Origin of the sequence: Vibrio sp. St2, from assembly GCF_947311885.1 — a bacterium.
Taxonomy (GTDB): domain Bacteria; phylum Pseudomonadota; class Gammaproteobacteria; order Enterobacterales; family Vibrionaceae; genus Vibrio; species Vibrio coralliilyticus.
The window spans coordinates 701,395-713,535 of the sequence record NZ_CAMZNA010000001.1 but is presented as its reverse complement, the minus strand read 5'-3'; the positions used below and the strand labels follow the sequence as shown (position 1 = coordinate 713,535).

Annotated in this window: 19 protein-coding genes and 1 pseudogene; 17 read left to right on the top strand and 3 right to left on the bottom strand. The window is 42.2% G+C overall.

Going from position 1 to position 12,141, the window contains the following annotated elements; all coding sequences use genetic code 11:
- Nucleotide 1 precedes the first annotated feature (1 nt).
- The 8 genes and pseudogenes from QMA41_RS03250 (at nt 2) to QMA41_RS03215 (ending at nt 3,530) form a co-directional block, all read left to right on the top strand.
- The gene (locus tag QMA41_RS03250) at nt 2–559 is read left to right on the top strand and encodes a VOC family protein (protein WP_095663896.1); all 558 of its coding nucleotides are present in this window, start codon (nt 2–4) and stop codon (nt 557–559) included.
- A gap of 146 nt (nt 560–705) precedes the next feature.
- Complete coding sequence (locus QMA41_RS03245; RefSeq protein WP_095663897.1) at nt 706–1,152, top strand: GNAT family N-acetyltransferase; 447 nt, start codon at nt 706–708, stop codon at nt 1,150–1,152.
- 134 nt (nt 1,153–1,286) lie between these two features.
- Nucleotides 1,287–1,364: pseudogene (locus tag QMA41_RS03240) on the top strand (phosphatase); the annotation flags it as partial.
- A 4-nt stretch (nt 1,365–1,368) separates the two neighbouring features.
- A complete protein-coding gene (locus QMA41_RS03235) occupies nt 1,369–1,506 on the top strand; it encodes a hypothetical protein (protein ID WP_281628827.1) in 138 nt (45 codons plus the stop codon).
- Between the two features lie 113 nt (nt 1,507–1,619).
- Nucleotides 1,620–1,841 (top strand): VF530 family protein, encoded by a 222-nt coding sequence (locus QMA41_RS03230; RefSeq protein WP_004400149.1) that lies wholly within the window; start codon nt 1,620–1,622, stop codon nt 1,839–1,841.
- 148 nt (nt 1,842–1,989) lie between these two features.
- Nucleotides 1,990–2,508: a GNAT family N-acetyltransferase gene (locus tag QMA41_RS03225; protein ID WP_045986665.1), complete on the top strand. Its 519-nt coding sequence runs from the start codon at nt 1,990–1,992 to the stop codon at nt 2,506–2,508.
- Nucleotides 2,509–2,633: 125 nt separating this feature from the next.
- Nucleotides 2,634–2,963 carry a hypothetical protein gene (locus tag QMA41_RS03220; RefSeq protein ID WP_281628826.1) on the top strand — a complete coding sequence of 110 codons (330 nt, stop codon included), beginning with the start codon at nt 2,634–2,636 and terminating at the stop codon, nt 2,961–2,963.
- A gap of 102 nt (nt 2,964–3,065) precedes the next feature.
- Nucleotides 3,066–3,530: a GNAT family N-acetyltransferase gene (locus QMA41_RS03215; protein ID WP_043007720.1), complete on the top strand. Its 465-nt coding sequence runs from the start codon at nt 3,066–3,068 to the stop codon at nt 3,528–3,530.
- 133 nt (nt 3,531–3,663) lie between these two features.
- Here QMA41_RS03215 and QMA41_RS03210 read toward each other — a convergent pair whose 3' ends face one another.
- Together QMA41_RS03210 and QMA41_RS03205 are read right to left on the bottom strand one after the other, a co-directional pair.
- Nucleotides 3,664–4,701 (bottom strand): methionine synthase, encoded by a 1,038-nt coding sequence (locus QMA41_RS03210; RefSeq protein ID WP_281628825.1) that lies wholly within the window; start codon nt 4,699–4,701, stop codon nt 3,664–3,666.
- A gap of 28 nt (nt 4,702–4,729) precedes the next feature.
- On the bottom strand, nt 4,730–5,704 hold the full coding sequence (locus QMA41_RS03205) for a DUF1852 domain-containing protein (RefSeq protein ID WP_281628824.1): 975 nt from the start codon (nt 5,702–5,704) through the stop codon (nt 4,730–4,732).
- Between the two features lie 327 nt (nt 5,705–6,031).
- On the opposite strand from QMA41_RS03205, the gene QMA41_RS03200 reads away from it, so the two are divergent.
- The 5 genes from QMA41_RS03200 to QMA41_RS03180 all read left to right on the top strand — a co-directional run bounded on the left by QMA41_RS03200 (nt 6,032) and on the right by QMA41_RS03180 (nt 9,107).
- Nucleotides 6,032–6,841, top strand: coding sequence for a sulfite exporter TauE/SafE family protein (locus QMA41_RS03200; RefSeq protein WP_281628823.1), 810 nt, complete (start codon nt 6,032–6,034; stop codon nt 6,839–6,841).
- 91 nt (nt 6,842–6,932) lie between these two features.
- A complete protein-coding gene (locus tag QMA41_RS03195) occupies nt 6,933–7,343 on the top strand; it encodes a GNAT family N-acetyltransferase (RefSeq protein ID WP_006961965.1) in 411 nt (136 codons plus the stop codon).
- Between the two features lie 110 nt (nt 7,344–7,453).
- Nucleotides 7,454–8,194: an SDR family oxidoreductase gene (locus QMA41_RS03190; RefSeq protein WP_082313812.1), complete on the top strand. Its 741-nt coding sequence runs from the start codon at nt 7,454–7,456 to the stop codon at nt 8,192–8,194.
- 70 nt (nt 8,195–8,264) lie between these two features.
- Nucleotides 8,265–8,669 carry a DUF1801 domain-containing protein gene (locus QMA41_RS03185; RefSeq protein WP_281628822.1) on the top strand — a complete coding sequence of 135 codons (405 nt, stop codon included), beginning with the start codon at nt 8,265–8,267 and terminating at the stop codon, nt 8,667–8,669.
- Nucleotides 8,670–8,771: 102 nt separating this feature from the next.
- Nucleotides 8,772–9,107, top strand: a complete 336-nt coding sequence (locus QMA41_RS03180; RefSeq protein ID WP_006961967.1) for a zinc ribbon domain-containing protein YjdM — start codon at nt 8,772–8,774, stop codon at nt 9,105–9,107.
- Nucleotides 9,108–9,177: 70 nt separating this feature from the next.
- On the opposite strand, the gene QMA41_RS03175 is transcribed toward QMA41_RS03180, so the two are convergent.
- Entirely contained in the window at nt 9,178–9,624 is a 447-nt protein-coding gene (locus QMA41_RS03175) for a YkgB family protein (protein ID WP_171353420.1), read from the bottom strand.
- 187 nt (nt 9,625–9,811) lie between these two features.
- Here QMA41_RS03175 and QMA41_RS03170 point away from each other — a divergent pair, with 187 nt between their 5' ends.
- From QMA41_RS03170 to QMA41_RS03155, 4 genes are all read left to right on the top strand, one after another.
- Nucleotides 9,812–10,237, top strand: a complete 426-nt coding sequence (locus QMA41_RS03170) for a hypothetical protein (RefSeq protein WP_019276159.1) — start codon at nt 9,812–9,814, stop codon at nt 10,235–10,237.
- Between the two features lie 76 nt (nt 10,238–10,313).
- Nucleotides 10,314–10,739: a GNAT family N-acetyltransferase gene (locus QMA41_RS03165; RefSeq protein ID WP_281628821.1), complete on the top strand. Its 426-nt coding sequence runs from the start codon at nt 10,314–10,316 to the stop codon at nt 10,737–10,739.
- A gap of 253 nt (nt 10,740–10,992) precedes the next feature.
- On the top strand, nt 10,993–11,754 hold the full coding sequence (locus QMA41_RS03160) for an SAM-dependent methyltransferase (RefSeq protein ID WP_281628820.1): 762 nt from the start codon (nt 10,993–10,995) through the stop codon (nt 11,752–11,754).
- A 27-nt stretch (nt 11,755–11,781) separates the two neighbouring features.
- Entirely contained in the window at nt 11,782–12,123 is a 342-nt protein-coding gene (locus QMA41_RS03155; protein ID WP_281628819.1) for an aldehyde-activating protein, read from the top strand.
- Nucleotides 12,124–12,141 lie beyond the last annotated feature (18 nt).

The window sequence follows — 12,141 nt, the reverse complement described above, 5'->3', positions numbered from 1 at the left end:
AATGGAAACTAAGGATGAATTTATTTTTCCAAACATACAGTTGAGTCATATTGAATTATACGTTCAAGACTTAGCTAAGATGGAAAATTTTTATACGAGTAAATTAGGCTTTGTTGTCACTGATAGAGGGAAAGGGCAAAATGGTATGGTTTTTTTAAGCCGTAGCCTGGAAGAGCACCATCAAATTGTTTTAAGCCCAATGCAATCGCGCAGGAATCTTGAAAGCCCAATAGATCATATTTCTTTTAGAGTGAAAGATATTGATGAGTTGAAGCTTTTCAATTCATCATTAAGCTCAATTTCTGGAATCAGCGTGCAAACCGTATCTCACGGCACTACTTGGTCCATATACTTTCGTGATCCTGAAAATAACAGATTTGAAATTTTCACAGATACACCATGGCACGTTAATCAACCTTGTAAGTTTGCTGTAAATTTAGAATTATCTGAAGAAGAGCTGATTAAATTCACAAAGAATGAAATTAGAAATATGCAAGGATTTTCTCCAAAAAGTGATTGGAAAATGGTTCATAAAAATAGTTTAGGTACGCTTGATTAGTTATATCCTAACAATGCATTTAAGAGTGATTCGCAACGCTCAGCATTTTTGGTGTCATCGTTGGGTTTTGTGTTTATGGTGGTAAGGTTTAGTTTTGGGGCTGCGTTGCTCCCCCTTAACGCGGCGTTATGGTGCTTGGAGGTAACATGATAATTCAAAACGTATCAACGGATGACATCGATGCTGTGCTGAATCTTGTCTCTGAAGTTTCAGCTATAGATATTCTTCCTCTGTTTAATGAGGAAGGTAAGCAACAGTTTCATGAACGAATTGCCCCAGATTTGCACACTGTGTTTAGCGGCAAAAACTTTTTGGCGATTAAGGCGGTCTCAAATGACAATTTGCTAGGCTTTGCTGCATTACGTGACGGTAACTATCTCACCCATCTCTTTGTGTCAAAACAGGCTCAAGGCACGGGGTTAGGCCGTAAATTGCTTGAGCATTTGTTGGCATCAAGCGATGCCAATGAAATAAGCTTGCGTTCATCAGTTAACGCAGTGGATTTTTACCATGGCAATGGCTTTCTTAAAACAGGTGATGAAGCGGAGTTTAATGGAGTTCGTTTTGTGCCTATGTCGTTAGTGCGCACATAACCAAGTGTTCAGTTGGACAACCAATACTTGGCAGCTTTGATTCCATCATCGGGTTTTATGTTTATGGTGATATGGTTAGGTTTCGTGGTAGCGTTGTCTGCCCATTAACGCGGCGTTATGTGATAAGGAGAGTCATGAAGCTAGTCATTTTCGATTGTGATGGAACTCTAGTTGATAGTGAATTCCTGTGCAATTTAGCACTAGTTAGTCTCTTATATGGTTAAAGAGGCGGAAAATGACAATGAAACCTTTGCTAAAAACATCGAGGAAGGCCACCTTCAGGCATACCTAAATGACATCGAATACATCTCGGTGAACAAAGAGAGAATTCAACGCGCATTGTGCAGCGAATAAGCATTTAGAGTGAATTTCAGCTGGCAGAGGCTCATATTGGAGGAAACTGAAAAACAGTAAGCCTTAATCTGGTAAACTCTGCTCTAGATATTTGCAGTCAGGAATTTCCTCAAATGAGCCAAGAACAACCCAATAACCCCTTGCACGGTTTGACCCTTGAAAAAATCCTTGTACGTTTACAAGAACACTATGGATGGGAAGGGTTAGATGCAGAAATCCAAATCAATTGTTTCTACAATAATCCTTCCATTAAATCGTCTTTAAAGTTTTTGCGTCGTACTCAGTGGGCGAGAGACAAGGTCGAAGCGCTGTATATTGAGACTTTCTGCAAGTAACACGCAAAGCAGAGCTTCTAAGATGAATTATCCCACTTAGCATTTTTATATTGAGCCTACTTTCGCTTTTATAACCAATAAGTTAAGTTTGGAGGAGACACTGCTGGCATCTTCGCGCAGTATTATTGCAATAAGGGCGGTACGATCAATGAAAATACAAACTAATAGGTTAGATATGGCTCAAATTAAGGATTCCGACTGGGAGTTATTTCAGTCTCTGAACCGGGATCCTAGAGTAATAAACTTATGTTTTGATGAGCCTTCACCTGAAGACATAAAGCAAAGTTTTGAGTCTAGGCTACCGGCCTGGAATAGGAATTCGGAGCAATGGTTGTGCTTAACAATCACCCTGCGTGAGACCGGTGAAAAAGTAGGAGTCACTGGCTTTCGTTTAGTCGGTGGGGTGGCCGAAGTAGGGTACCTATTTTTGCCGCAATATCATGGCCTAGGGTTTGGAACTGAATCACTAAACGCGTTAATAATCTGGGCTATTGAAGAGTTAGGTATTCAATCATTTAGCGCAATAGTGACTGAAGGGAATATAGGCTCTGAAAAAGTGCTTTTGAGAAGTGGCTTTTCGCTTAAAGAAATTGTTCCAGATGCGTATAAAATTGGTGACAGATTATATGCTGACCATATCTATACCAAGAACAATATTGCTACATAACAAAGCCTTTATTAGTAGCTCATGTTGTTGGTTGTTTTGATGTCATTCTGAGGCTGCGGTTTAGGTATGGGAACAGCTTTGAGCATGACGTAATAAATCGGTAAGCATTTTTATGGTAAGTAACAATGAGAAAGACAGATAAGAAGCGAGATAACGCTATCAGAATCGTCCTAACCGAGGCATGTGATGTGGCACAAGAGGAATCCGAAGGATTCATGTGGTTAACACACCTAGTGAATTATGATGCTTTCCCCGAATCTCTGTCGGTGATTTGTGTTTACGATACTGATGCAAACCTAGCGGAAGCCAACCTTGACGATATGTGCTCTCTTATCAAGAAGAAGCTGGCATCAATCGATATCAACCTCAAAGATATACGACGACATGTTCGTTTTGACACTGAAGAAAAGTGCAAGCATGAAAACAATGGTAAATGGCAAGAACGCCTTAAGTAGCCTTTGCAATTTAGCGGTTTGATCAACAGGAAAAACAACTGCTTAAAATCCATTGTGGTTCCGATTATTCAGCATTATACGAAAGGCAGCAGGGAGAAGTGGATGTTAACCATTAGAAAAGCGATTGAGTCTGATACACAGGTGATCTTTGGCCTCCGTAAGCGAGCTATTGTTGAAAAATGTTCTGGCTCTTATTCTGAAGAGCAGCTCTCTCTATGGACTCAAGGGGAGGTATCCGAAGGATTTACCCAAGATGTTGTCAGTACCTTTTATGTTTCAGAAATAGATGGTCAAGTCATCGGAAGCGGTAAACTTAATACCGAAACAGGTATGGTTGACGCTATTTTTGTCGAACCAGATTTCTTTGGGCGAGGGGCTGCGAAACAAATGCTGGCTTTTCTGGAAGAGCTAGCTAAGCAACATGGTTTACAAACGTTAAAGTTGGATTCAACTTTAAATGCCGCGCCTTTTTATCGCTCGTATGGGTTTGTCGGAGATAGTCTCTCAACTTATCATTCTCCAAGAGGTATTAGCTTGGACTGTATTCCAATGGAAAAGCAACTTTAAGAACGTATTGTCAGAATTGTCGGCAGTGATTGATCTTGGGATTGAAAGGGATACTCTAAAATAGCGGCTTAGTAACGACGCAAGGTGGCATCAATTGCCACCTTGTTTTGTGATTTGAGAACAGTCTTTAACGCTACTGGCTCGCACCAGCGAGTTCTTTCCGGATTATCTCTGCGCCAGCTGCTAGGGCATTGAGCTTACCTCGTGATACATCACGTGGCAGAGGGGCCATACCACAGTTGGTGCAAGGGTAAAGTTTGTCAGCATCGACGTACTGTAACGCCTTTCGTAACGTATCTGCGACTTCTTCCGGTGTCTCGATAGCATTGGTCGCAACATCTATAGCGCCCACCATGACCTTTTTGCCTCGGATGAGTTCCAGTAGCTCAATTGGTACGCGAGAGTTATGGCATTCCAGCGAGATAATGTCGATGTTGGATTGCTGTAGTTTAGGGAAGACCTCTTCATATTGTCTCCACTCTGAGCCCAGCGTTTTCTTCCAGTCTGTATTGGCCTTAATACCGTAGCCGTAACAGATATGGACCGCTGTCTCACACTTTAGACTTTCGATGGCTCTTTCTAGGCATGCGATACCCCAGTCGTTAACATCATCGAAAAAGACGTTAAAGGCAGGCTCATCAAATTGGATAATATCCACACCAGCAGCTTCGAGCTCCTTGGCTTCTTGGTTCAGTATTTTGGCAAATTCCCATGCGAGCTTTTCGCGGCTTTTGTAGTGATCATCGTAAAGCGTGTCAATCATAGTCATTGGGCCAGGTAGCGCCCATTTAATCGGTTGATCTGTTTGCTGGCGTAAGAATTTCGCATCTTCGACAAATACAGGTTTTTGGCGGCTGACTGGGCCAACAACAGTTGGCACGCTTGCATCGTATCTGTCACGGATCTTAACCGTTTGGCGGTTTTCAAAATCCACGCCGCTCAGATGTTCAATGAAGGTGGTAACAAAGTGCTGACGTGTTTGCTCACCATCGCTGACGATATCCAAACCGGCATGTCGTTGTTCTTGCAATGACAGACGTAGAGCATCGTGTTTGCCATCCGTCAGTTCATCGCCTTGTAGTTTCCAAGGTGACCAAAGTGTTTCAGGTTGTGCCAGCCAAGAAGGTTTTGGCAGGCTTCCCGCCGTAGAAGTTGGTAATAGTGTTTTCATAGTAAGTGCTTTTTGTTTTCGTTAGTTGTTAAGCGTAATTTGCGGACCACTGTTCAAGAACGGTCTGGTATGGTTTGATGAAGTGCTCTTCAGCAAACTTCCCTTGCTCAATGGCTAAGCGGCTGCGCTCTTCGCGGTCATAAACAATTTGCGTCAATGAATGATCACTATTTTTCAAACTTGGCTGATAAGAGGTACCTGCTGCAGCATTCGCGTTATAGATTTCCGGGCGATAGATTTTTTGGAACGTTTCCATCGTACTGATGGTACTAATCAGCTCCAAGTTGGTGTAATCGTTGAGTAAATCGCCAAAGAAATAAAATGCGAAAGGTGCAACGCTGTTTGGCGGCATAAAGTAACGAACTTGTAGCCCCATTTTCTGGAAATACTGCTCGGTGAGAGATGACTCATTTGGCTCGTATTCAAAGCCTAATACTGGGTGTTGATTTTCAGTTCGGTGATACGTTTTGTTATCCGAGACACTCAAACAAATAACCGGTGGCTTTTTAAAGTTTTGCTTATATGTTTCTGAGCTGACGAAATGCTTAAATAGTTTGCCGTGCAGTTCACCAAAATTTTCTGGAATACTGAATTGAGGTTTGCCTTTATTATGGTCAAGTAGAAGAACACTGAAATCATAATCTCGTACATAAGACGAAAAATTATTCCCTACGATCCCTTCAATGCGCTCATTGGTTTTATGGTCGACAATGTAAGTTTTTAGTACTTCAATCGAAGGGAAGCTCTCACCGTCCGCCTCAATATCCATATCGACAGATACGATTTCCAATTCAACAGAATAACGATCGCCGTTCGGATTGTCCCAATGTGCTAATGCATTGAAATTGTTATCAATCATCTGGAGTGCATTGCGTAGGTTTTGTTGTCGACTTTCGCCTCTGGCTAGGTTGGCAAAATTGGTCGTAATACGTGTGCTGTCAGCAGGGCGATAGTTCTCATCGAGGCTAAGGCTCTTGATAGTAAATGTGAAGTCTGTATTCATGGTGATCTGTTATCCTATTTCCTAAGATGAAAGCTGATTCATTCCTTGCTCTTCCGGGCTTCTTTTTTGTTTTTGATAATCCCAGATCTGAGCCACCACTGCTTTTTCCATTTAACCTCAAAGATCTGAATAAAATGAGCTGTAGTTAAGAGCAGAGATTTATTTATAACGTTGATCGACACATAAATAACAATGGATTTACTTCACTATCAACATGAAGAGATTTCATGTTTCATTATTTATGAAAGAGATATATTAGTGTGCTTCATGGGAACATGAAGAATTTTTATAACACAATATTTCCAACAAAATGAAAAGGAGAAATGAGTGAGTGATTTGGTGTTGTTGATCATATATTGCGCACTATTAGGCAGTGGTGTTGGCTTCTTAGCTGGGTTGTTGGGGATTGGTGGTGGCCTAGTCATTGTTCCGATACTTAGTATTATTTTGCTCCACTTTGGTGTGTTACCGAGTGAGCAAGTAGTGATTGCAGCGATTGCTACCTCATTGGCGTCTATTTTGTTTACTTCAACTTCTTCAGCCATTGCTCATCATAAAAACGGTAATGTGCCGTGGAATCTCGCACCATGGATAATGATAGGCGTTGCGCTAGGTGCATTGATTAGCGGTTTCATGGCGGCGTTGCTGCCCGAGCAAGTGGTTCGGGCTGTGTTTGCAGTCAGCGTTATTCTTATCGCACTGAAAATGATCTTCAGTAGCAAAAATGATTCAGAGAACGATCGAAAAATGCCAAGCAAACCTTTCCTCACTGTGCTGACAACGATTACTGGTGGGTTGTCGGCAATGATAGGCATTGGTGGCGGCGCACTTTTGGTTCCTTTACTAACGTTTTTCTCCGTTGATATGAAAAAAGCAATTGGATGTGCCTCTGCTTGTGGCATTGTGATCGCATTGTTTGGCTCCATTGGCTATATCAGTTCAGGTAGCGGTCACTATGCGTTGTCCGATGGCTTTGCCGGATTTGTTTATTTACCTGCTCTACTAGGCATTGTGAGTACGTCTTGGTTTACAGCGCCTCTAGGTGCTAAAGCTACACACTCTTTACCAGTCCCAACGATTAAGAAGATCTTTGCAGCACTCTTACTGGTCATGGCTGCCAATATGGTGATCAATTAAGCCAGCACAATAGATTGGTATGAATACTGTTTTTATATACAGTTATTTGGTGTATGTTCCGTCAGATAGATGATGATAGGAGCAGAATTGAATGGAATATGTTGTTGTACAAAGTGTGCCTAGCCCTGAAGCCTATTGTGCTTTGCGTGTCACCGCGGGGTTGTCGCCTAAGTCTCTTGAAGCCGCCAAAATAGGGTTACCAAACTCACTTTATGGCGTTTCAGTTATGGATGGAGATAAGTTAATTGCGATGGGGCGCGTCGTGGGTGATGGCGGGTGTAATTTTGAAATTGTTGATATTGCAGTTGACCCAGATTACCAAGGCAAAGGACTTGGGAGAAAGGTTATGGAACACATAGATGGCTACCTATCTTCCGTAGCATTGGCTGGCTCATATGTATCAATGATTGCGGATGAGCCTGTTTTTTATGAAAAGCTGGGCTATCGCTTGGTTGCTCCAGCCAGTCAAGGTATGACGAAAAAATTTAAGCCCTCCATTTAATTTCGTATTAAAGTGAAAGGGTTAATGGTTACAGCCATGCACGGCATAAGTGAGTGGAACATGCTTTAGCGTCAGGCGAAAGGGTCGGGGTGATATGAAAGGAATCAGCAATGAAAACAGTCTTGATCACAGGTGGTAGCAAGGGTATCGGTTTGGAAGCGGTTAAATTGTACGCTTCAAAAGGAGAGCAGGTGATCACGTGTGCTCGGACTATGGAAACTTGGGACGACGTCATTGCGACGAATCCAGAGTTATCTAGTGTGGATTTTCAAGTGGTAGATATATCTGATCGTGATCAGGTTGAGGCACTGTTTGATTACCTGACTTCAGAGTATGGAAAGCTTGATATCGCGATCAATAACGCGTCTCCTAAACTAGAATCAAATGGCCAGTTTTCTGAGGTTGACTCTGATGAACTCTATAAAACCCTAGTTAATGATTTATGGTCGCATACTTTGTGTCTGAAGCACGAGTTATTGCTCATGTCTGAAGGCGCATCGATTGTTAATATCAGTTCCATCAATGGTATTCGCCCGACGCCTAATGCTTCAATGTACAGTGCGACAAAACATGGTTTGGAAGGTTTGACTCGTTCGGTTGCTCTGGAGGCGATTAAAGACGGAATAAGGGTTAATTCTGTTGCACCTGGCGTTACTTGGACACCAAGATGGGAAGAGCGTCAAGCGTCTGTTAACCCTAATATTCGCTCTGAAGTTGAGTCTGTAGTGCCTATTGGCCGCTTCGCTGAGCCTGCGGAAATTGTGAGTGCGATTGAGTGGTTGTGCTCAGATCAAGCAAGTTATGTCGTCGGTCATACTTTAGTGGTCGATGGTGGCTTGTCTCAGAGTTAAGCGCGCAGATGCTTACTCTGAGGAATAAGTGATATCTAAGCTAGCCACTAATAGTCTTAAAAGGTGTGTGATGGAACCGTCAATGCAAGTGCATTTCAACCAATACCCAAATGAGGCGCGAACTAAGCTTTTGAATCTGAGAACGATGATTTTTCAGTTAGCTGAAGAATTGAGCTTAGGTGTGGTGAGTGAATCATTAAAATGGGGTGAACCGAGCTTCAGTGTTAAGTCGGGAAGCCCTGTCCGAATCGATTGGAAATCAAACACTCCGGATCAGTATTATTTGTTCTTTCATTGTCAGACTAAGCTGGTGGACACTTTTCGAGAACTCTATGGTGATGTATTGGATTTTCAAGGCAACAGGGCGATTGTCCTTGAGTTATCAAAGCCGTTACCTAAAAACGCTATCAGGCATTGTCTCATTATGGGCATGACGTACCACAATATAAAACATCTACCTTTGCTGGGCGCATAATTTATTCCCCAAATCGCGTTCTAGCTTTTTATATCTTATGGCTCGCATAGGGCTTTTAAGCGCAGTATCATATGGTAATCAATCTAAACAAGTAGTGAATATATGTCTTTTCCACCGTGCCCAAATTGTCAGTCCGAATATGTTTATCAAGATCAGAGCCACTTGGTATGCCCAGAGTGTGCGTATGAATGGAACCCTGATGAGGCACTTGAAGCCGAAACTCCCAATGTTAAAGACGCCAACGGTACGCTTCTCGCAGAAGGGGATAAAGTGACTTTGGCAAAAGATCTTAAAGTTAAAGGCAGCTCCCTGATCCTAAAAATAGGCACGAAAGCTGTGATCCGACGAATTGTCGATGGTAAAGACCATCAGTTGGACTGCAAGGTTGATGGTGCAGGGGAAATGATGGTAACGGCACAATTTGTTAAGAAAGCTTAATGGTGACACTTAACTTGAACGTTCTTACTACAAGGGCTCGCTGAAAAAGCGGGCCCTCGTTCGTTTAAGCTTAAACTAGAGGCTTGTTGCGTTCGATGACGCTAATTGAAATCGCCAAAAACAGAATATCTTTCACTAAAAAGAAATTGGTCACGAGAATACCATCGGACACTTTCCAAGTATTTGGCGTCGTTAGAAGAAAGCTGAGTGTCGCCACAAAAATGACAGCGGCTGCTATTCCGGAAACATACGCGATTTTTGCATTTTTGAAGCCAGCAATCAGGCCAATAGCCACGATGATCTCGGTGGCACCGATAAGATTTGAAACCGCTTGTACAGAGATGATGTCATAAAGCCAACTCATCACTGGATGGTTGACCACCAAAGGCTCAATCAACTTAGCTTCTGTCGGGGTAAACTTGTAAATACCAATCCAAGCCAATACTAATGCGACGCCAATAACGCCAAGATTGTAACCAATATGACTTTGTTTTAATTCTTTATTTTCTACATGCATGATAGGACTCCAAAATAACAATGCGTGGATATGACCGAGCATCTGTAGAGAAAATTTCGTCGAAGTGGAACGCACCCGTTTTTAATTCAGATTAGGTTCATCAACAATCCGTTACTTTATTGTTGTTTGCAGTCGAGTATCACTGTTTTAAGATCCCCCTGTAACTGAAGATTTTTGAAGGTAAGACATGAAGAAAACGCTGATAGTAATGATGATGCTGGGTGCTTTAGCCGGATGTGATGATGCAACTAAAGCTATCGATCAGGCGCAAGAGGCTGCTAATAAAGCAGTGGACAACATTCAGCAGCAAGTCGAGTCTTTCGACTTAGAGCAGTTCAATCTGGATCAATTTGGTGACGCAACAGAGTCAGCAAAGGCAATGGCGGCGTCTGTCGAAGAAGCATTGACGGTCGACTTCAGCAACCCAGAAGCGTTGGTTGAAGCGAAAGAACATATCGCGAATGCATACAGCTGTTTAGTTGAAGCATCATCGGAGTCTACAGCCTCCGAGCTGATGGATAAATTGCTGTCGTCAGTGAATAGCGAAGATGCTGTATCCTTGATTGAAAAAGGCATAGAGCAAGCGAAAACAGCTCAACAATGTGTGATGTAACAAATAAACTAAGTAGGCGCGGTTAGGAAACTGTGCCTACTCTTTGTATATATGCTCTGGGGATTGGAGAGAATGTTTGCTAGACCCTATCTTAATTGAACCGTATCAAGACGCGTTTCTTCCGGCACTTCGAAACCTTTATCTTAAATCACGAAAAGCCAGTTTTATTTGGTTAGATACAGCTGGCTATGAATTGTCAGACTTTGACAACGATGTTGAAGGCGAGCAAATCTGGGTCGCGATCATCGGAGAAGACATCGCAGGTTTTATTTCAATCTGGGAACCAGAAAACTTTATTCACCACCTCTACGTTTCACCAGAGCATATCCGAAAAGGTGTCGGCTACCATCTACTACAACTGGCTAAAGCCCGTTACTCTACACTCAGCCTAAAATGCATGTCACACAATGAGCCTGCGCTGCAATTTTATCAGTCTCAAGGGTTTACCCGTCATTCAAAAGCCGAAGATTCTCTTGGGGAATACTACCTACTTACTTTGTAGTAATAGCGGGACAACTCTATAATTTCTTATTAAGCTAAAGCTCTTCTAAAATACGAATTTACCTATTTGCTCAGATAGATAATTTGAGACTCAAGCCAACAAATCAATATAACTATTTGTAGAGAAATGTTTAGTTGCATATAAGTATTTAGTGAGGACATACACGCTGAATGCTAAAAAAGATCTGAGTGTTGAAACCACATGATACGGTCAGATATTTAACATATTAAATCGATGAATGTTAGGTGAAAAAATGGACGATTTTTATCTTACAGAAAAATGGCTAGCTTCCTATATTGAAGCCTCATGGATAGACAAGTGTTTAGACACAAAAGTTAACAGGCCTAAAAGTCAAAATGTACCTACACAATTCATTCATTCGAATTACAGTGTTCAGGCTGCACAAGCCATCGCCAAACAATTATCGGAGCATCATATAAAGCCAGAAAGCCTACTGGAAGGTGGGCCTGCGTGCGGAAGAGCAAATTACGAGCTTGTTTCATCATGTAAAGAGTTAAAGCGAGTCTATGTTGTAGAGCCTTCTCGTCGTTTACTTGATGCTTTTACGGAGATCCTGCTCACGCCAGGGATAAGTCGATTTAGGGCGTTTGCGACTGAAGAAGTTGACTTGGAGCTTGATACAAACTCTTTATCCAATAAGTATTTACCACTGGTTGTTGAAACCTTTAACACCCCAGCTTCTGATGAGTTAACTATCCCTCAATGTGATTTAGTGGTCTGCCTAAATGTGCTTGACCAATGTGAATCCCCCAAACAAGTGGTGGACTATTTGATGTCGCGAGCCTCTATTGGCGGTGTGCTGGCTCTGTCATGTACTTATCAATGGAGTGATAAACCTCTAAAAGTGCCTTCGGAACGCATTAATGACATTAATGAGTACTTCGACCGAACGTGGCAAAAGCTCGATGATCAAGAATTTGAATACCGTTTTAGAGTCAATGAACGTTACTCAATGTTATTTTTGTCGCATACCGTCATTTATCAACGGTTATAAACACAATGTGTAGGAAAGGCCTGCACCATGGAAGTAAGTTGTCATTGTGGGAATCTGAAGTTAGTCGCTAAGAGCACCCCGTTGGAAGTGGGAGAGTGTAATTGCTCAACCTGTCGTCGCTATGCCGCACTGTGGGCTTACTATTCGCCTTCTGAGGTAACCGTTACATGGTCTGAAGAGCCTTCTATTTACTATATTTGGGGAGATAAATGTGTGGAGTTTCATCGTTGTAACCTCTGCGGATGTATGACCCACTATGTGACAACGCCAAAGTGTGATGAGCAGGTTACTGCTATCAATATGCGTATGGCGGAAGGTGTTATACTCAAGGACATTCTTATAAGAAAAATAGACGACTCTTCTTATTAAAGTCATGTAAAAAGGAAG